12 protein-coding genes, 1 tRNA gene and 2 pseudogenes are annotated in these 19,247 nt (G+C 41.4%); 6 read left to right on the top strand and 9 right to left on the bottom strand.

All coding sequences use genetic code 11. The features are described 5' to 3' along the window. Positions 1–113: 113 nt before the first annotated feature. Positions 114–2,837 (bottom strand): annotated as a pseudogene (locus tag FTU39_RS11355) (type VI secretion system Vgr family protein); the annotation flags it as partial. A gap of 394 nt (positions 2,838–3,231) precedes the next feature. Between FTU39_RS11355 and FTU39_RS11350 the strand changes: the two are divergent. From FTU39_RS11350 to FTU39_RS11340, 3 genes and pseudogenes are all read left to right on the top strand, one after another. Then, positions 3,232–3,459, top strand: a complete 228-nt coding sequence (locus tag FTU39_RS11350; protein ID WP_004970172.1) for a hypothetical protein — start codon at positions 3,232–3,234, stop codon at positions 3,457–3,459. A gap of 205 nt (positions 3,460–3,664) precedes the next feature. Further along, positions 3,665–3,740: transfer RNA gene (locus FTU39_RS11345), tRNA-Thr, on the top strand. 362 nt (positions 3,741–4,102) lie between these two features. After that, positions 4,103–4,360 (top strand): annotated as a pseudogene (locus FTU39_RS11340) (PAAR domain-containing protein); the annotation flags it as partial. A 70-nt stretch (positions 4,361–4,430) separates the two neighbouring features. Here FTU39_RS11340 and FTU39_RS11335 read toward each other — a convergent pair. From FTU39_RS11335 to FTU39_RS11305, 7 genes are all read right to left on the bottom strand, one after another. Next, a complete protein-coding gene (locus tag FTU39_RS11335; protein ID WP_104852875.1) occupies positions 4,431–5,261 on the bottom strand; it encodes a cyclopropane-fatty-acyl-phospholipid synthase family protein in 831 nt (276 codons plus the stop codon). A gap of 297 nt (positions 5,262–5,558) precedes the next feature. After that, positions 5,559–6,866: an FAD-dependent oxidoreductase gene (locus FTU39_RS11330; RefSeq protein WP_180052198.1), complete on the bottom strand. Its 1,308-nt coding sequence runs from the start codon at positions 6,864–6,866 to the stop codon at positions 5,559–5,561. 423 nt (positions 6,867–7,289) lie between these two features. Further along, positions 7,290–8,174, bottom strand: coding sequence for a pirin family protein (locus tag FTU39_RS11325; protein WP_154321175.1), 885 nt, complete (start codon positions 8,172–8,174; stop codon positions 7,290–7,292). A gap of 196 nt (positions 8,175–8,370) precedes the next feature. After that, a complete protein-coding gene (gene ahpC, locus FTU39_RS11320) occupies positions 8,371–8,934 on the bottom strand; it encodes an alkyl hydroperoxide reductase subunit C (RefSeq protein WP_004970191.1) in 564 nt (187 codons plus the stop codon). Between the two features lie 250 nt (positions 8,935–9,184). After that, complete coding sequence (gene ssb, locus FTU39_RS11315) at positions 9,185–9,760, bottom strand: single-stranded DNA-binding protein (protein WP_096902231.1); 576 nt, start codon at positions 9,758–9,760, stop codon at positions 9,185–9,187. Between the two features lie 51 nt (positions 9,761–9,811). Continuing rightward, complete coding sequence (locus tag FTU39_RS11310; protein ID WP_136144259.1) at positions 9,812–11,176, bottom strand: MFS transporter; 1,365 nt, start codon at positions 11,174–11,176, stop codon at positions 9,812–9,814. A 215-nt stretch (positions 11,177–11,391) separates the two neighbouring features. After that, positions 11,392–12,477, bottom strand: coding sequence for a DUF475 domain-containing protein (locus FTU39_RS11305; protein ID WP_004970195.1), 1,086 nt, complete (start codon positions 12,475–12,477; stop codon positions 11,392–11,394). 304 nt (positions 12,478–12,781) lie between these two features. Between FTU39_RS11305 and tenA the strand changes: the two genes are divergently transcribed. Both tenA and uvrA read left to right on the top strand, forming a co-directional pair. Continuing rightward, the gene (gene tenA / locus FTU39_RS11300) at positions 12,782–13,456 is read left to right on the top strand and encodes a thiaminase II (RefSeq protein ID WP_004970198.1); all 675 of its coding nucleotides are present in this window, start codon (positions 12,782–12,784) and stop codon (positions 13,454–13,456) included. A 146-nt stretch (positions 13,457–13,602) separates the two neighbouring features. Further along, complete coding sequence (gene uvrA, locus FTU39_RS11295) at positions 13,603–16,437, top strand: excinuclease ABC subunit UvrA (protein WP_180052197.1); 2,835 nt, start codon at positions 13,603–13,605, stop codon at positions 16,435–16,437. A 124-nt stretch (positions 16,438–16,561) separates the two neighbouring features. Here the strand turns inward: uvrA and FTU39_RS11290 are convergent, their stop codons facing one another. Next, positions 16,562–18,265 carry a diguanylate cyclase gene (locus tag FTU39_RS11290; protein WP_180052196.1) on the bottom strand — a complete coding sequence of 568 codons (1,704 nt, stop codon included), beginning with the start codon at positions 18,263–18,265 and terminating at the stop codon, positions 16,562–16,564. Between the two features lie 411 nt (positions 18,266–18,676). Here FTU39_RS11290 and FTU39_RS11285 point away from each other — a divergent pair, with 411 nt between their 5' ends. After that, a complete protein-coding gene (locus FTU39_RS11285) occupies positions 18,677–18,859 on the top strand; it encodes a hypothetical protein (RefSeq protein WP_004970207.1) in 183 nt (60 codons plus the stop codon). Positions 18,860–19,247 lie beyond the last annotated feature (388 nt).

Here is a 19,247-nt window from a genome sequence, read left to right as displayed (position 1 = left end):
ACTGGCAGTACTTTTATAATCATGAACGACCTCATATGTCAGTAAATGGTTGTCCACCTATTTTTAAACAATAACAAGGCTTTAGATTTTCTACCCATTAATTCAATTAAAAATGGGGGTATTACCCGTAACGTACTCAATTGATTATTTTCATTTAATATAGATTTATTAGTTTTAATGAGCTTTCCATTCAATTTATCTAAAACAAAGATTTCTTTTTCTCCTGTAGAGGGCTGATTCCACTGATAATTAATTTTATTACTGAATAACGTTGGTGACTTAGGCAAGCTTATTTTTTCTTCAATAATCTTCTCCCCACCCTCAAAACAATGCTGTCCTGCTTTCGCCTCAAATTTAGCTGAAGTACTCACAAAAACACCTTTTGAATTAATTTTGATTTGTGAACCACCTGCCGTTAGCACAATTTCTTTTGGACTGGTAATTTCCACCCGATCTTCCGTAGAAATCAGCTTGATTTTCTGGCGTGCAATTGCATCTATAGCACCATCTTGTGCCTGAATTTCGACTTTACCCTTGGCTGCAAAAGCACGTATACCTTGCTCCGCTGCAAATAAACTGATTTTATCGCGTGCATGTGTAATCACAGATTTTTGGGTAGAAACATTAATACTGCCTGCGGCACTTTGATGAATATGTTGATCTGCAGAAAGGTGTAAATCTTGCTGAGTTGAAACTGCAATTGAGTTGGGCGCACAAAGAATCATAACCGCCTGCTTAAAACTTGCCGCTTTAGTTTGATCTTCTAGTTCAATTTGATTTAAAAATTCTTTGAGATGCTCCAGTGTTTCCAAAGGATCTGTTTGCTGATTTTGTGCCAACTCACTTAAGCCTTTGCTTGCCGCTAAACTGGACTCCAATTGCCTTTTGGCAGGACTCGCATCTAAATGATACGCTTGTGCCTGTGCTTGTGGATGAGTTGAAAGCAGTAAGCCTGCACCTGCACGCACAGCTCCCCACCGATCAGTTCTTAATTCAAAGCCTTCGCCGCGCCCAATTGAATCCTCCTGCCGCATTGGATGGCTCAAATATCCTAAATTCAACTGACTCGCAGCATGACTACTCTGCAATTGCGCACTGAATTGTTTGGTGGTGTCATTGAAGCGAAGTTGGTTAAACCCTGCACCACGTATTTCTTGTGAACGAATCCCGCTCAAGTATTTGGTATCGGGTAGAGTTCCAACTGTATCGAATTGTGTCTGTTGTCGTTCTGCCTCATGTAAACGTCCAACCACAAAAGGACGATCAATATTGCCATCAAAGAAATCCACCACCACAATTTCACCAATACGTGGGTGAAATCTTGCACCATAACCCTCACCTGCCCACGGTGTGAGTACATCCACCCACGCCGAATCGCTCTCATTGTCGTTGGCACCCGCACCACCATCATGCAAGTGGTCATCACTTCGGGTAAATAAAAACCGAACTTTAATACGCCCCCACGCATCTACATGCACGGTTTCATCCTCAGGTCCAACCACTTTAGCGCGCTGTGGATAAGCCACGGGACGATGCAGTAATGGATTAAACTCTGGAACGAGCGCAATATGTCGTCGAATCAAATTCAATTGACAAAATTGTTGAGGATCACCCTCCAACGGTAACTGAAATGTCCACTGACTTTGTTGCAGCAGACTCAAAAAATGCTGTTGTAATTCAGGTGCTAAATTGTTTTGGTTATAAAACTGTTTGGACAGTATTAAAAACTCTCGTTCAGTTTGGGGATGTTGATCAATTTCAGCATGCCCGTGTAATTCAAACCAATACCCCACTTGCGCATCACGTAAATTACTTTGCGCGGAAAAATATTTTGCCTGCAAATCATAATACTGAGCCAATTGTTGTCCCAATTGTTCTAATTGTTCGGTACTTGCAGCTGTCACCTGATCTTGCCCAGTTAAGTCTTGCATCCACGCAGGACTCACGCACCACGCCTGTTCTAAACTTAAAGCTTCACTATTTTGTGTGCTACTTTGTAAGGGCGATGTGAACTGTACTGAATTTTGGTCCTGTGCCAAAAGATCGGGTTGCCAGCGTTGTAACTGTACTTCAGTGGGTTGCAGGTTACGCTGTGCCATCCAAGTGTAAATGCTATCCCGCTGCTCGATTGCACTTGTACGCTGAAATGCCACTCGTCTACGTTTTAAGGGCTGATAATGACTATTCTGCTCAATCAGTCTTAATTTTTGTGTATCCATAGGCGTTAAAAAATGCTCAACCCAAGGTTGTTTTTCATCCACCAACCAATTGATGCCTTCGCTACGCCACAAACGGGTTAAAAACTCATAATCGCTTTCGTTGGATTGTATGATGAGAGGTCGAACTGCATAACGCTGACTGAGACCACTTAAATCTAAACTTAAACTTGCAGCAAATAATGCACTGCGGTCTTGCCATTCTTTAAACAGAATTTCACTCACCTCCACCACAGTTTTATTCATAAATACCCGACTGTTGCGGCGTTTATGCCACAAAGCCGTTGCATCCTGAATCTGCAATTTATAGAGACTGAGCGTGCCATCACTTTGCCCTTGCGCTGCTGCAGTAATAATGCCGCTATGTCGAAATAATTCGCCTTGATCGGTGAGTTGATCTACAGCCACCCGACTGCCAATAAATTGTTTCAACGGCAAATTTGCATGCGGTGAGAGGCATAAGACATCCATCTGCAAACCTTGGTTGATGGCATGCTGACCATAAACGCACTGCAAAAAGACCTGATGATTTAAGGCTGAATTAGAAAACTGGATATGAATTGTGCGGTGTTGAGGGCTTAAGCCAAATTTTTCTAATACAGCAAAGAGTGAACTTTGCATTGTTATTATCGTTGCTATTTTTATAGTGGCGCTATTCTAATCAGCAACTTGGCAATTATCTAGAGCGTAAAATGGATAAAGCGATAAACGGAATTTGCAGTTAAGACCATCTCCATCGCCAATTTTGATAATCCTCAATCCCTCTATTGATGAAAAATCAACAAACATGACACATTGCGTTACTCTGCAGTCAAGACAATCTTCAATCGCTATGCTACAACTGAGTTATGCCGTCAAAAAAGGAGAGGTGAAGAAATTTATTGTTTTTTATCAAAACCTTTTTTTATTTTTATTTCGTCATCTCAGCTTTCTACATAAAAGGGTCATCATTAAGCTTTAGCATAATAAAAGCATGCAAATGCCTTACATATATAACTGCTATTCGGGAGCGAACATGAATAACAGCCAAAATTATGTCAAACAAATTAAAAATGCTAAACGTGGAGGATATACGCCTACCATCGCCAAAGACATCAACAAACATAAGATTCAAAAAGCCATTCGCCTAATTGAACAATGGAGAACGCTCGCAAATGAACTCAAACCACAAATGCAACTTGATATGGCCTTTACCTTAGAAGAATGTGCACAGGATTTAGATCGCATCTTAAGAAATAAATAATCGCTTTTCACACTTCATTTCAAGTTATTTTCTTCAATGAGCCCACCCGCTGGGCTCATTTCATACAAAACCTTCTATGTGATTTCCTCGTTTGTAACGCGCCAAAATACTGTGTACAAAATCTTCAAAAACTCTATGCCCTGCATTAAACGGTTACTTTTTGGCTTGCGCACACGTAAAAATTCTGTAAAATTCTCTACACAACGCCGGCATAGCTCAGTTGGTAGAGCAACTGACTTGTAATCAGTAGGTCCACAGTTCGAATCCGTGTGCCGGCACCATATTAAACCTCATAAGTTTTTAATTTATGAGGTTTTTTGTTTCTATAAACGTATATTTTTATCTTCCTCATGCTGCTCGAATCTCCAATTTATTTAGGGCTTCGATGTATCTGCAAAACTTCAATTGCAATACAAGATTGTGACTTTTCACTTGTTAAATGTATTTTATGATTTAGAATGCTGTACACATATTTCAGATCGTATTTTTATATTGATGGTCTATTTTGTTGATGTTTCATCCATATAGACTGACATTTAAAAATATTTTTGTGAATTAAAATAAAAATTTAAAATTATAAGTCTTAGAAAATTGAGTATTAAAACAATGCTTCTCTAAAATTTTCCAGTTTAAGGAAGACCTCATGGCTCAAAGCTTTGCAACGCATCATTCCATGACCAATCATGGTGGAATCATCCTTGCCAACCAAATGCGTGTTTCTCAAATGGGAAATTTATTTTTAGTGGCGGGTGATGGACATTTCTGCCCTCAGTGCCAACGTTGGTCCACGATTATAAAAAGTCACGATCATATTCTTTTTGATGATAAAGCCGTGGCTTATGTCGGAGATCAATTGACGTGTGGCGCAAAAATTTTACCGAAGCAGTTTCATGTGGTGGGTAGGATTTAAAGCTAAGCATGGACAACTAAACACCGAAAAATCCCATCATCTAACAGCTCATTACAATAGATTAAGCTTTTTCCGCACTCACCTGCACATATTTAATCCAGCCATCTGCATAGAGCTTGGCACATAAACGTGCGGTCATGGCAATTTTAAACCAGTCTGCATCTCGCGTTTGAATTTGATGCTTGAGATGCTGATGCACATAATCAGCAAAACCCGCCAAAACCTGTGCCGACAAATCTTCCACCTGAATCTGTTTAAATTCAAACTGTGCCAAGACCGCTCGAAGCTGACTTTCGGACATTAGATCTTTAAAATTGACATCGGCAGATTTTAATAAGGCACGATATTGCAGCTGTTTGAATGCATGTGGTGGCGCTTGTTCTGCCCAAATTAAATAATGAAAGCCCAAACGTCCGTTTGAATTCAAAACTGCATTGACCTGACTTAAAAATGAATTCAAATGACTGTGATATGCCGCATCAATACAGAACACCACATCAAAACGTGGTTGTGGAAAAAGTGCTTTTAAATTTAAAAATGAAGCAGCGTGAATTTTAATATTTGAATTTAAATGTTGTCGAATCGACTGCACATGATGATCTTGTAGCTCAACAGCTTCAAGTCGTTGTATTTGATAGTGTTCCAACCAATATTTAAGACTGGCACCTTGCCCACAGCCTAAATCCAACACAACATCTTTTGAATTTAAATGCACTGCTGCTGCCAAATGCGCTGCCAAATTTTGACATGCAGCGGGATAATCAGATCCCACTGCATCTGACCAATAACCTAAATTGCTCCACGGCAGTGCGGAAGTATCTCCCAAATATGCCGCTTGAATGGCATATTTATGTTTTGGAAAATGCTGTCGTATCGCCTGTTGCCATTTCATACTGACTCAGTCTAATTCAAAAAAGAGGGGCTGTTGATAATTCATCTATGTTTGCGACAACGCATATTTTTTAGCTGATATAAGGCATGAGGCAGGAAATTTAGTCATTCTAAATGACTGACTCATAACGCAATAGCAGCAAAAAATATGCTTGTCCTGAAAGGCTGTGGCTAAAACTTTCTCAGATTGCGTTATGAAACTTGGCAATAGTCTCGCTATTCCCTGCGTTTCATGCCTGATCTGCTCAGTTTTAGCCTACAGCACAAACCATTTATGAAATATCAACAGACCCTAAACTTAATAACCTAATTGCGGCGCAACCTCAACTTGTGGTTTTAAATCAATAAACGGTAATGGTGCACCAAAAGTTTCTGCAATATGCATAGCGGAAGTCACTGCAGATTCTAAAATTGGTAAACCATCGCACGACCATGAACCGCAGAAGAACACTTTACGATTGTCTTGGTGATGGCGCTGCTGCAACTCTTTGTTTAATGCCACTGTCTTTGAATCCACCACAGCGCGGGTTAAAGTTACCGTTGAAATGATCTTTTTCGGATCAATTGGTGTAACTGGACGCCATGTTTGGAACACTGGCGATTTACCGACCAAAGTTGGTTCGATCGAGTTAAGCCATACCGTAAATTGCTGACGAGTAAATTTACGATCCATCATATAACTTAAAACAGACCAATCTTTACGTTTTGGCGGCATCACCGTTTGATCAGTGTGAATCACCAAATCACCCTGCTCGAATTTGAACTGTTTAAGCAATTCAATATCTTCTGCAAATTGTTGATTGTCCAAGAAGTCTTGGACTTTAGTGGTTGGCGTTGCAATCACCACACGGTCAAATGTTTGCGACTGACCCTCAGAATTTTCAACAATTACACCATCTTCTTGTTGATGAACACGAGTAATCGCTGCACCACTTTGAATATTAATACCTTCAATCAACTTATCAACCAATGCAGGCGTGCCACCTTGTAAACGCAATAATGCATCACCATCAGTCAATTGGCGTAAAAATACCAACAATGGTTTTGCTGGCCATTCACCAATGGTTTTAGGGTCACAAGTACAAATGGTGTAAAGCACTGGCATCACTGCACCATGCCAAAACACTTCTTCAATTTCGTTACGGTTGATAAATTCCGCAAGGGTAATGTCTTGGTTTTTAGATTTGAAAAATTTAGCGATGGCTGTTTTTAACTGCAACATGCCTTTTACCAAACGCCAGCCGTATTGTTGTATGCCTTTACGGTTGTTAATGATTGGGAAATTACCAATACGGGTACGGCTTGTGGTCAGCCAAGTTTCGGTACGATCTTCAAATAACCAACTGCACGCCATATAAGTACGCACAGGATAAGTTTTAATGCCTAAATGTGTGGCCAAGCTGAGGGTGTTTTTCCACAAATGTGGGTTCATGACCCGTAACGGCGCATCAATTAAACCATCCTCAAATTCGATGCTATGACTGTCCATTCCACGACCAGGCAGCGCCTCAAAAATTGTAATGTTATGCCCTGCATCTTTAAGAATTCTTGCGGTAGCCAGTCCAGCCATACCACTACCGATCACTGCGATATCCAAACCGATCATCCATCTTTTTACATACTTTATGAAATTATGAACCATGCCTAAGGAAAATGAGCTATTAAAAACTACCAGATTGTGTACTTTTCACAGAGAAACAACACAAAGTACATTGGCAATATGATTACATTTTTTAACAATCAGAAAGTGCTTAAATAAGCCTTAGAATTTATTTATATTATTTCTTTAATACTATAAATAGTGTTCTAAACCATGTAGATAAATTCACCAATTTTATAATTTTCGTTTTACAAATAAATCTCTAAACGCTATGATACCAAGCACAAAAATGATAGCTACATCACATATAATTATCATAAGGAATATGATCAATCCGCTAAAACTAGAAATTTGACAGCGCCAGAACAACAAAAGCCTCGGTCGGGACATCGACATGAGGCTTTTTTCTTGGCTAAGATTTTTTAAAGCTTAACCCGCTTGATGTTGAATCGGAATTTCACCAAACTTGCCTTGATTAAAATCTTCAAAAGCTTGAATGATTTCCTGCTTGGTATTCATGACAAATGGACCATAGCCTTGAATAGGTTCATTTAATGGCTTGCCTGTCAGCACTAAAAATTGCGTATCTTGCAGTGCTTCAAGCTGAATTAACGCTTCGCCATCTTGAGCAAATAACACCACTGAGTGATCTTGCACAAGTTGACTGCCATTGACCCGCACTTCACCTGCCAACACCACCAATAAAGTATTGTGATCTACCGGCACATGCAGCGCTTGGGTCTGTGCAGCTTTCAATTGTCCATCCCAAACATTGACAGGGCTAAAGGTGCTGGCAGGCCCAGATTGCTCTGCGTACTGACCTGCAATAATGCGTAAATGCCCCGCCTGATTTTCAAACTCAATTTTCGGAATATTTTGAGATTCAATGGCTTGATAACGTGGCGATGTCATTTTGTCTGCGGCAGGCAAATTCACCCAAAGCTGCACCATTTCAAACAATCCGCCTTGTGCTGCATAGTCTTTGGAGTGAAATTCCTCATGCACCACACCCGCACCTGCTGTCATCCACTGCACATCGCCTGTTTTGATGGTGCCACCACCACCTGCCGAATCTTTATGCGTCACTTCGCCCCGATAGGCAAGCGTCACCGTTTCAAAACCGCGATGTGGATGCGAACCAACACCATGTTGTGCGGTAGTCGCATCAAAATGATACGGCGCTGCATAATCCAAGAGTAAAAATGGACTGATCGCCTGCCCTAAACGGTCATAAGAAAATAGATTTTTGACTGGAAAACCATCGCCCACCCAATGCATGTTTTGGTTGCGATATAAACCGATTATTTTTTTCATGTGTTACACCTATTGCTAGGAGAATAGATGTTTTGATCTTAATCGCTCATCGCACCACAACCTAGTGCAAATTTGGCATACAGCATTGCAAGAATGGAATAATCTTGCTGAAACTTATACATGGTTAAACAAATCATGAGCATAAAAAATCCAGAAGCGAGGTTCTGGATTTTTAAAATTGAGTGCGATGATTCGATTAGATTTTACCCACCAAATCAATAGATGGTGCTAGGGTTGCATCGCCTTCTTTCCACTTGGCAGGGCAAACTTCGCTAGGGTGTGCATGCACATATTGCGCTGCTTTTACTTTACGCAACAACTCTTGCGCGTCACGACCAATACCGCCTGCATTGATTTCTACAATTTGGATTTTACCTTCAGGGTCAATCACGAAAGTACCACGATCTGCCAAACCTTCTGCTTCAATCAGCACCTCAAAGTTTTTAGACAATGTCCAAGTTGGGTCGCCAATCATTGGATATTGAATCTTTTTAATTTCTTCTGAGGTGTCGTGCCATGCTTTATGGGTAAAGTGTGTGTCTGTAGATACTGAGTAAATTTCCACACCCATTTTTTGGAATTCAGCATATTGATCGGCTAAATCGGCAAGTTCAGTTGGGCAAACAAAGGTGAAATCTGCAGGGTAGAAAAACACCACTGACCATTTACCAATAAAGTCTTGCTCAGATACGTCAATAAATTGACCATTGTGGTAAGCGGTTGCGTTAAATGCTTTGACTTGGGTATTGATTAAACTCATGGATGACTCCTCAATTCGTTTCGGGGATTGCTTATCTTGTGTAGCTAGAATACGAAAATCGAAAGAATCGGTAAAACAGTGTTTTTTTATAAAAATAATCGGATTTATGAATTATAAATCCTATCATAGTTTGAAATTTAATCGAGAAAATAGATATTTGCTAAATATCTGCATAAAAAACCCTTTGTCGAAACAAAGGGTTTGGATGATGATTTTCCATTTTGAATCAAATGGCTATCTCTAGTATGTCTCAAAACGGCAAATCATCATCTAAATCTGCAGGTGCGGTTGCAGGCGCAGCTTGTGGCTTCGGTGCAAAACCACTTGGGTTATTGTTGGCATAGCCACCACCCTGATTTTGGTTAAAACCGCCTTGATTTTGATTCGCATAACCTGTGGCTGGAGCTTGGTTCTGATTGCCATAACCGCCTTGGTTATTGTTAAAACGTGGTTGAGCAAAGCCACCATCTTGCTGGTCAGATTGTCCACGGTTAGCAGAGTCGAGCATTTGCATTTGATCGCCACGAATTTCAGTGGTGTAACGCTCTTGACCATTTTGGTCTGTCCACTGACGCGTACGCAATGAACCTTCAATATATACTTTAGAACCTTTGCGTAAATATTGCTGTGCAATCTCGCCTAAACGGTTATGTAAAACAATGCGATGCCACTCTGTTTGCTCTTTACGCTCACCTGTGTTTTTGTCTGTCCAGACATCACTGGTTGCGATAGAAAATTGAGTGAGAGAACCACCATTTGGGAAAGTTTTTGTTTCAGGATCACGACCTAAAGTACCCACTAAAATGACTTTATTTACACCACGCATTAGACGTTTTCTTCCTATTTGTTTCTATTATTTACTTTATAAGAGTTATGCTTAAATGGCTACCTCTTTCCCAAACAAGTGCGTTAATTGTTGTCGCGCAGCATCATCAATTTGCTGTTTATCCACTTTCACATAAGCCACTTGCTGGTCAGACATCACCACGACCTCTTCAATACCACGAATTGCCAAAAGTTGAGAAGTCCATTCATCTGTTTCTCGGTTCTCAGGCAAACGCAACACCAAAGACGAAAGATAGCGCGGCTGCGCCAATCCAAAACTAACGAATAGCCAAATTATAGCAATCGCGGTCAAAATACTCCAACCGATTGCGGTGTGGTTGAGCATCAATAATTGTCCGCCAATCATCCCACCAAAGAATGCACCCAAAAACTGACTGCTGGCATTTACACCCATCGCGGTGGCTTTAGATTGAATTGGTGCAGCCTTTGACAACCACGAAGGTAATAAGGCTTCCATAACGTTAAAGGCAATAAAGAATAAACCCAAACCCAATAAAAGGATGTATTTCGATTCAAACCCGAAAATCAGCACCAACAGCCCTAAAATAATACCTGCAATCGCGGTCAGGAAAATGCCACGCATTTTGCGATATTTTTCTGCCAAAACAATGCTTGGAAATGCCACGAACAGACTGACCAACAACAATGGCAAATACACCCAACCATGATGCTGCAAAGGAATATCGGCAAATTGGATTAATTGCGAAGGCACATAAATAAACATGGCAGTCAGCAATAAATGTAGGGTAAATACCGATACATGCAGACGGTTTAAATCGCCCATTTTCAGGACTTGCTTTAACTGAGTGATATAGCCTTGCTGAAAATTACGATGATGACGCGTGACTTTAGGCACCAATAACAACATGAGAATCGCTGCTAGTCCCATCACTGTGGTGACCCAAAATAACCCTGAAATACCAACCCAGCCCGTAAGCCATGGCCCTAAACTAAAGGCCACCACAAAGGACATACCGATACTCATCCCCATCACCGCCATGGCTTTCATGCGGTTTTCTTCGCGGGTCACATCGGCCAGTAATGCCATCACCACGGCAGATACTGCGCCACCACCTGCAATGGCACGACCAATAATCACGCCATAAATGGTGTCAGACATGGCTGCAATTGCACCACCCAAAGCAAACAGTAATAAGCCAAAAACCACCAATGGCTTACGGCTATAACGGTCTGCAATTAAGCTAAACGGAATTTGTAAAATGGCTTGGGTGAGTCCATAAACACCAACGGCAAGACCAATCAGTGCAGGAGTTGAGTATTGATATGACTGCCCTGCTACTGAAAATACAGGAATAATCATGAACAGACCCAACATGCGCAATGCAAAAATACTGCTTAAAGCAAAGGTCGAGCGGCGTTCTAAGGCATTCATCATATCAATCGACTAAAACTAAATAATTTTGAATTTGCAGATATCCTACAACATTCAGCTTAAGGATGCTGATTTTTCCCGATGTTTATTCAACAGACCCTACTTTTTCAATAAAAAAGGGCGCAACGTTGTGCACCCAAATTTATATTTTATACAGTCTTCATCACCGTATTGCTCTGTGATTTCGCGGCAATACAGCAACGGGCATCACCATAGCATTAACCCGCTTTTGCCTGACGTTTTTTAAATTGAATAGATGCAATCACCGCCCAAACAATAAAGGCAACACCAATTAAACCTGTCACCACTTCTGGCACATGCAAGCCTGTACCGCTGGCAATCATAATAAAGGCCAACGCACCAATCGCATAGTGCGCACCGTGTTCAAGGTAAATATAGGCATCCAACGTGCCTTTTTCGACTAAATAAATCGTCATCGAACGCACGAAAATTGCACCAATCGCCAAGCCTAACATGATGATCACCACATCAGAGGTGATTGCAAATGCACCAATGACACCATCAAAACTGAACGAGGCATCTAGCACTTCCAGATATAAAAAGCCCCCAATACCCGCTTTCACCACGCCTGTCGGTACGCCATTTTCGTCATGACGCACAGCATTGCCCTGTTCATCGACCTCTGGTTCACCGCCCAACATGTGACTCAGCACTTGTACGCCAATATAAATCACGATGCCCCAAATACCCGCCATCGTCACCACAAGGCGCTTATCTTCCACCACATTGGCCGCCATGATTAACAAAGTCACTAAGGCCAAAAATACCGACATGGCAGGCACGCTTGCCAGATTGCTCAAACGACGCTCAAACCATCTAAACCAGTGCGTGTCTTTTTCATCATCCAAGAAAAAGTTTAGGAAAACCATCAACAAGAATGCGCCACCAAAAGCAGCAATTTCAGGGTGATGTGCCATCAGTTTAGCCGAATATTGCTTCGGATCATTCAATGCCAGTTGCACCACTTCCATCATGCCCATATCGGCAGTGACCGCCACAATGACCACAGGGAAAATTAAACGCATACCAAAAACTGCAATGATAATCCCCACGGTTAAAAACAGCATTTTCCAGAAATGATCCCAACCGCGCAGCACTGACGCATTCACCACCGCGTTATCAAACGACAACGACACTTCCATAATCGCCAAAATTGCGGTAATGGTTAGTGCGGTAAGCATGGTTTGCACACCTGCTTCTGGGCCATGGGTATAGCCCCAGTATGCAGATAGCGCAAGACACACAATCGAAAATACGATTGAGAAACCAAAATGTTTCATCATGAGAAACGACCTATCACTATATTTTGATCTGAACTTTTCATCTGCCGAATCTGTACCATCAAAGCAAAGTACAGTTTTGATTAAGCTTTAACAGATACAAAAATTCTGAAAATTGAATTGCCCGAATTTTAAATCGGACAAAAACTGAGAATGTAAAATTTTATGCTGCAATTATGACGCTTTTTCCTCAACTTCGGCAAAATTCTTCGTATGATTTTTGGTTTCCCGATCAGATACCGTGAAAACCGTGTTTTTCATTCCCAAACTACTATAGTGAAATGCAACGACATATTAGGAATTTAGGATGCGCTTTTCTCAAGACGCTTGGCAACGTAACCTTGCCCTTTATCACAAGACGCTCGCTTTACCATTTAATCAGGAGTTGGCACAAGGCACCTTAAGTAAAGCTGCTTTTGCACATTATGTGATTCAAGATTCACATTACTTAATTGCCTACGGGCGTGCACTGGCAGTCTGTGCGGCTAAAGCTTTTGATGCAGATGATATTATTCAGTTCGCAGATGCCGCCAAAATCGCAATTGTGGTGGAACGTACCTTACATGACAGCTTTATGCAGGAGTTTGATATTTCCAAACAGGAATTTGAAAGTACTCCGCTGACCCTTGCCTGTCATCACTACACTTCTTATTTAGTCGCAACCGCATGGTCAGAAAGCTATCCTGTGGTATTGGCATCACTACTGCCATGTTTCTGGATTTATGCCGAAGTTGGTAAAGATATCGTCAATAATTCTGCACCGAATAATCCGTATCAGGCATGGGTCGATACCTATTCGGGCGAGGAATTCCACACCGCAGTCAATAATGTGATTCAAACCATAGACCGTGTTGCTGCGCGCTGTGATGCCGATACCCTTGAAAAAATGCACCACGCCTACACCAAAGCTGCAGAACTGGAATGGTTATTCTGGGATAGCGCCTATCATCAACGTCAGTGGCCGGGTTTAGATCAAGCTTAACGGCCGCCCTCACGCACCGTATGGCAATAGCTCCATACATACAGTGCGACAGCTCATGACCGATAAAGCATGAAAAATAACACTTGAACAATTTTCATGCGCTATCATATATAGGTTTTTCATTTGCAAAATATCGAGAAGTTTTTATGAGCCAAAGTCATATCCGTATTCGAGGTGCACGTACCCATAACCTAAAAAACGTGAACCTTGATATTCCACGCGATAAATTTGTGGTAATTACGGGTTTATCTGGTTCAGGAAAATCTTCACTGGCGTTTGATACCCTTTATGCCGAAGGACAGCGTCGTTATGTCGAATCGCTTTCTGCATACGCACGCCAGTTTTTATCGCAAATGGAAAAACCTGAAGTCGACTCGATTGAAGGTCTAAGTCCCGCAATTGCCATTGAACAGAAATCGACCAGCCATAACCCGCGTTCAACCGTGGGTACCATTACCGAAATTTACGACTATTTGCGTTTACTGTATGCACGTGTCGGCACACCTTACTGTCCTGAACATGATTTACCAATGGTGGCGCAAACTGTTTCAGAAATGGTCGATGCTGTAAAAGCACTGGAAGAAGGCACTGCCTTAATGCTACTCGCGCCTGTGATTCGTGAGCGTAAAGGCGAATATGTGCATCTGTTTGAACAGCTACAAAGTCAGGGTTTTGTACGCGCCCGAGTTGATGGCGAAGTCATGGACATTGACCCACCACCAGAACTCGATAAAAAGAAAAAACATACCATTGAAGTGGTGGTAGACCGTTTTAAAGTCCGAGATGATTTGGGCAACCGTATTGCCGAAAGCTTTGAAACTGCACTGCGTTTAGGTGGCGATTTAGCCATTTTATCGTGGATGAATGCGGAACAACCTGATCGTATTTTTTCGGCCAAGCACTCTTGCCCGCAATGTGACCGTGCCGTGGCAGAACTTGAACCGCGCCTGTTCTCATTTAACAACCCTTTTGGCGCTTGTCCAACTTGTGATGGTTTGGGGACACGTAGCCATTTCAGCGCAGAAAAACTAATTCCAAACCCTGAACTTTCAATCAGTCAGGGTGCAATTCGCGGTTGGGACAGACAGCGTCCCTATTATTACAGCATGCTAGAAAAAGTCGCAGCACATTATGAACTTTCATTAGAAACTGCGTGGAATCAGCTTGACAGCACTACCCAGAAGAAATTTCTGTACGGTACAGGCAAAGACAAAATTGACCTGAGCTATACTGATGAACGTGGTCGCCATCATAAACGTGTGATTGCGTTTGAAGGCGTGTTACCGCATTTAGAACGTCGTTACCGTGAAACCGAAAGTAATTATGTACGTGATGATTTGGCGCAGTATTTATCTAATGCTGCCTGTGATGCCTGCGGAGGTTCACGCTTAAATGAAATCTCCCGTAATGTCCGCGTGAAAGACAAAACCATTGCTCAAATTACCCAAATGTCGATTGGCGATGCCGAAGACTACTATCAAGGCTTAAATCTTGAAGGGGCTAAAGGTGAAGTCGCAGATAAAATCTTTAAAGAAATTCGTGAACGTCTGCACTTTTTAGTGTCGGTGGGTTTGAATTATTTAAGTCTGTCACGCTCCGCCGAAACTCTTTCAGGCGGTGAAGCACAACGTATCCGCTTGGCATCTCAAATTGGTGCGGGGCTTATGGGCGTGATGTATGTGCTAGATGAACCTTCAATTGGCTTGCACCAGCGTGACAATGATCGCCTGTTGGAAACCCTGATTCGTTTACGTGACTTGGGTAACACGGTGTTGGTGGTAGAACACGATGAAGATGCGATTCGCGCTGCCGACCATATTATTGATATTGGCCCAGGTGCAGGTGTGCATGGTGGACATATTATTGCCGAAGGCACCTATGCAGAACTGGCCGAACATGCAGACTCCCTAACAGGGCAGTATTTATCGGGCAAATTAAAAATTGAAGTGCCGAAAACGCGCACCCAACCGCCACATCCCGAACAACAAATTAAGCTAATGGGCGCAGCAGGACATAACCTGAAAAAAGTGGATCTCACTTTGCCTTTAGGGGTAATGACTTGTGTCACAGGCGTGTCGGGTTCAGGAAAATCCACCCTAATTAACCGTACTTTGTTGCCTTTGGCTGCAACACAATTAAATGGCGCAACTACATTAACCGCAGAAAAATTCGACTCGATTGATGGTTTGCAATATTTAGATAAAGTGGTGGATATTGACCAAAGCCCGATTGGGCGAACGCCACGCTCGAACCCCGCGACCTATACAGGCTTGTTCACTCCAATTCGTGAGCTGTTTGCGCAAACCCCTGAAGCTAAAGCACGTGGCTATGCAGCAGGACGCTTCTCCTTTAACGTTAAAGGTGGACGCTGCGAAGCTTGTGAGGGTGATGGCATGATTAAAGTTGCCATGCACTTCTTGCCAGATATGTACGTGCCTTGCGATGCCTGTCATGGTAAACGCTATAACCGCGAAACTTTGGAAGTCAGTTATAAAGGTCGCAATATTTCTGATGTTTTGGAAATGACCGTTGAAGATGCCATGCATTTCTTTGATGCCATTCCTGTGATTCATCGTCGGTTGGAAACGTTAAATCAGGTTGGCTTGGGTTATATCCGCCTTGGTCAATCAGCTACAACTTTATCTGGCGGTGAAGCACAGCGCGTAAAACTGGCGCGTGAACTGGCCAAACGAGATACAGGCAAAACCCTGTATGTACTGGATGAACCGACCACTGGTTTGCATTTCCATGACATTGCCAAATTGCTCGACATCCTGCATGAGCTACGCAACAAGGGTAATACCATTGTGGTGATTGAACACAACCTAGATGTGATTAAAACTGCAGACTGGATTGTCGATTTAGGCCCTGAAGGTGGTGCAGGCGGTGGACAAATCATTGCCGAAGGCACACCTGAAACTGTCGCAAAATCTAAAATTTCACATACCGCAAAATTCTTAAAACCGATGTTAAAAGGCTAAAATAGATTATTTCAGTTTTTAAGCACATTCAAGTTTAAATCCAGATTCAGCACAAACTTGTGCTGAATCTTTCACTCTAGGCTTTTTATCACTTCGGAAATGCTCGTGGATCAATTACTGTGACTTAATCACCAGCAACGGCATTGCGCCCACGTGCTTTGGCTCTAAATAAGTGTTTATCGGCTTTTTCCAACAATCTGCTCCATGACGCAGCACCCACCGCCACGCCAGCACTGACCGACACTTGAATATAATCATTCAGTTCTGGAATAAAAATTTCTTGATTCACAATATGGCAGCGCAATTTATCTGCCAAATACAGCGCCTCAGTAAATTCTATTTGCTCAATCAAAACCAAAAACTCATCGCCACCATAACGCACCACCAAGTCTGAGGCACGGACATGCGCTTTGAGAGTATCGGCAATACATTTTAAAGCTTGGTCACCTACCACATGCCCGAAGGTATCGTTAATGTGTTTGAATTTATCCACATCCATAATAATCAGACCAGTTTTGCTCAATTTTTCAGGTCGATGTTCTAAATATTTGATGTATTCCTCAAGCGCCAAACGGTTGGAAACACCAGTTAAGGCATCGGTATTGGCAATATTACGCAGCTGAAATTCTAAAATATCGCGTTGCTCTAGGCGTTGTTTTAGTTTTTGAATAGCCTCCAAAAGTGTTACTTTGTCTGGATTTTGCGTACCATGAGCTTCATCATCATAAGCTGCCAAGCGCAAAATTTGGTTGCGTGCCTGAATTAAAGGAATAAATACCTTCGAACGCGCATAGACCATGGTAAAAATAGCAGCCATCAAAGAAATTAATGCGACCACCAAAGTTAAAACAAGTTTTTGCTGCGCTTTGATATAATCTTTTTTAGCTAAGTTCAAACTATAATCTAACAAGTAATTTTGTAAGTCGACCACGGTGCTAAATTTATTCACCATAACTTCGGTCAATTGTGTGCCTGTCAAAGAATAAGCTTCATCCTGTAAGCTCTGCTCCATCAGCTGCTTTACGATTGGAATCCCTTGATCTAAAAACTCAGTCTTTAAGCGATGATGTAAAGCTGTATATTCAGGCACTTTATGTGCTTCAGGCAGAATCGTATGCACCAAGTCCCATAAATGATAAGCTTGACGCTGGTTTTGTAAGGAGTTGGCTAAGTTTTCCGCGGGAATTTTTTCACCAAAAGTGATGGCAGCCATAATATTCGATGCGACTCGCCCAGCTTGATCACGCAATTCTGATAAAATAAAAATCACACTATAATAAGTTGATGCACGCGAATCTTTGCCCACAGAATCCAGCATCACATGCTTCAATACATACTGAGAACTATCCCAAGCAGCAAACATTTTCTGAATCGCATGATCCAATTGAGCTGAACTGCGAGAAGACTGAGGAGTTGCAGCATAAGCATCTACCGCATCACGTCCCTCTTTTAACGAAGATTTTAATTGAAGTGACAAATGCTCCGCATGCGGAATAAAACCCTTGCTTTTGAGTAGTTGAGTAGTTTCTTCGATTTGCTGATCAACATTAGCCCGATAGCGTTTTAATTCTTCAATATATTCTGCTCTTTTCTCGGGCGTACTCGACATGACTTGATTGGCTGGAGCACGCTCACGTGAAATATTATTGGTCAGCTCAGCTACATTACGCAAAACAGAAACTTCGATTAAAGCTCGCTCAGCTCTTTTATAACTTTGATAACTATTCACAATTGAAGGAACAGAAATAAAAAGTAATGACACGATAATAATGATCATCGAAATGCACAGTCGCTGACTGATATGTTCTGAGCGCAACTTCATCACCATGCTAAGTTTCACCTACGTCATTATTACTTTGCAAAATCGTGAACTTGATCACTAAATCGGCGACTATATTACATGAATACCCTTTAAAATACTTACCAAAAAGATAATTAATTCAGTTAGATTTTAGTTTAATCGACAAATATGGCAGCTAAATTGGGCTAATATTTCAGACCTGTCTAACTCGATCAGCTCACTCAAGAAAACTTCTAAGCGCATACCCGTGACCCATTTTCTTAAAACGACAAATACAAAATAATGGTTCAACATGCAGAAAATATTTTACAGATGCAACATTTAGGTGCATAATGCACCTCATTAGGGCGAGTTTAGTTTTTCCTCAGCAGTAAACTAAATTTACCCGCAAATTTTGGCGAAAAATCCCAGTTTTTGAAAGAAAACTGGGATTTTTTTATGGGTTTTGATCATATCACACCCTCAAACTGCACCATATCAGTGCAATTTTCGCAAAACCATTTGCGTTTTCACATGCAAAAAAAACCCAACCTTGGGGAAAGTTGGGCAGATAAAAAGCAAACAATTATGGAGAATCAGATCGCACTACTGGATGAACCAAGCTTAGGATTTGATGGTTAAATTATGAGATAAGTCACATAATTTACAAACCCGACTTAAGTAGTAGGACTTCATGGTGGAATTATGAAATAAATCACAGTTTATGTAAAGCCTAGTCAACCAGTCTGATTTATTTTTATACAAATATTAAAATTTAATGTGACTAAACTCACATTAATTCAAATATTCCACTCAAATTCAGTCTAAACAAGCCTTCTTTATTGCTTGTTTTTTACCCAAATATCATGATTTCACCCTAAAACAGGTGAATTTTTCCGTTATTCTTCACATTCCAAGAATTATTATTAAAGATAATTTCAATAAAACTGATCGATTAATCCAATTAATGCTTTGCTTATTATTTCTACTTTTGTTGCAAAAACGAACATATCGACTTGTTATCCATACA

The sequence above is a fragment of the Acinetobacter sp. YH12099 genome (assembly GCF_013419195.1).
GTDB classification, from domain to species: domain Bacteria; phylum Pseudomonadota; class Gammaproteobacteria; order Pseudomonadales; family Moraxellaceae; genus Acinetobacter; species Acinetobacter towneri.
The sequence above is the reverse complement of the archived record's forward strand: the minus strand, read 5'-3'. Positions and strand labels throughout refer to the sequence as shown.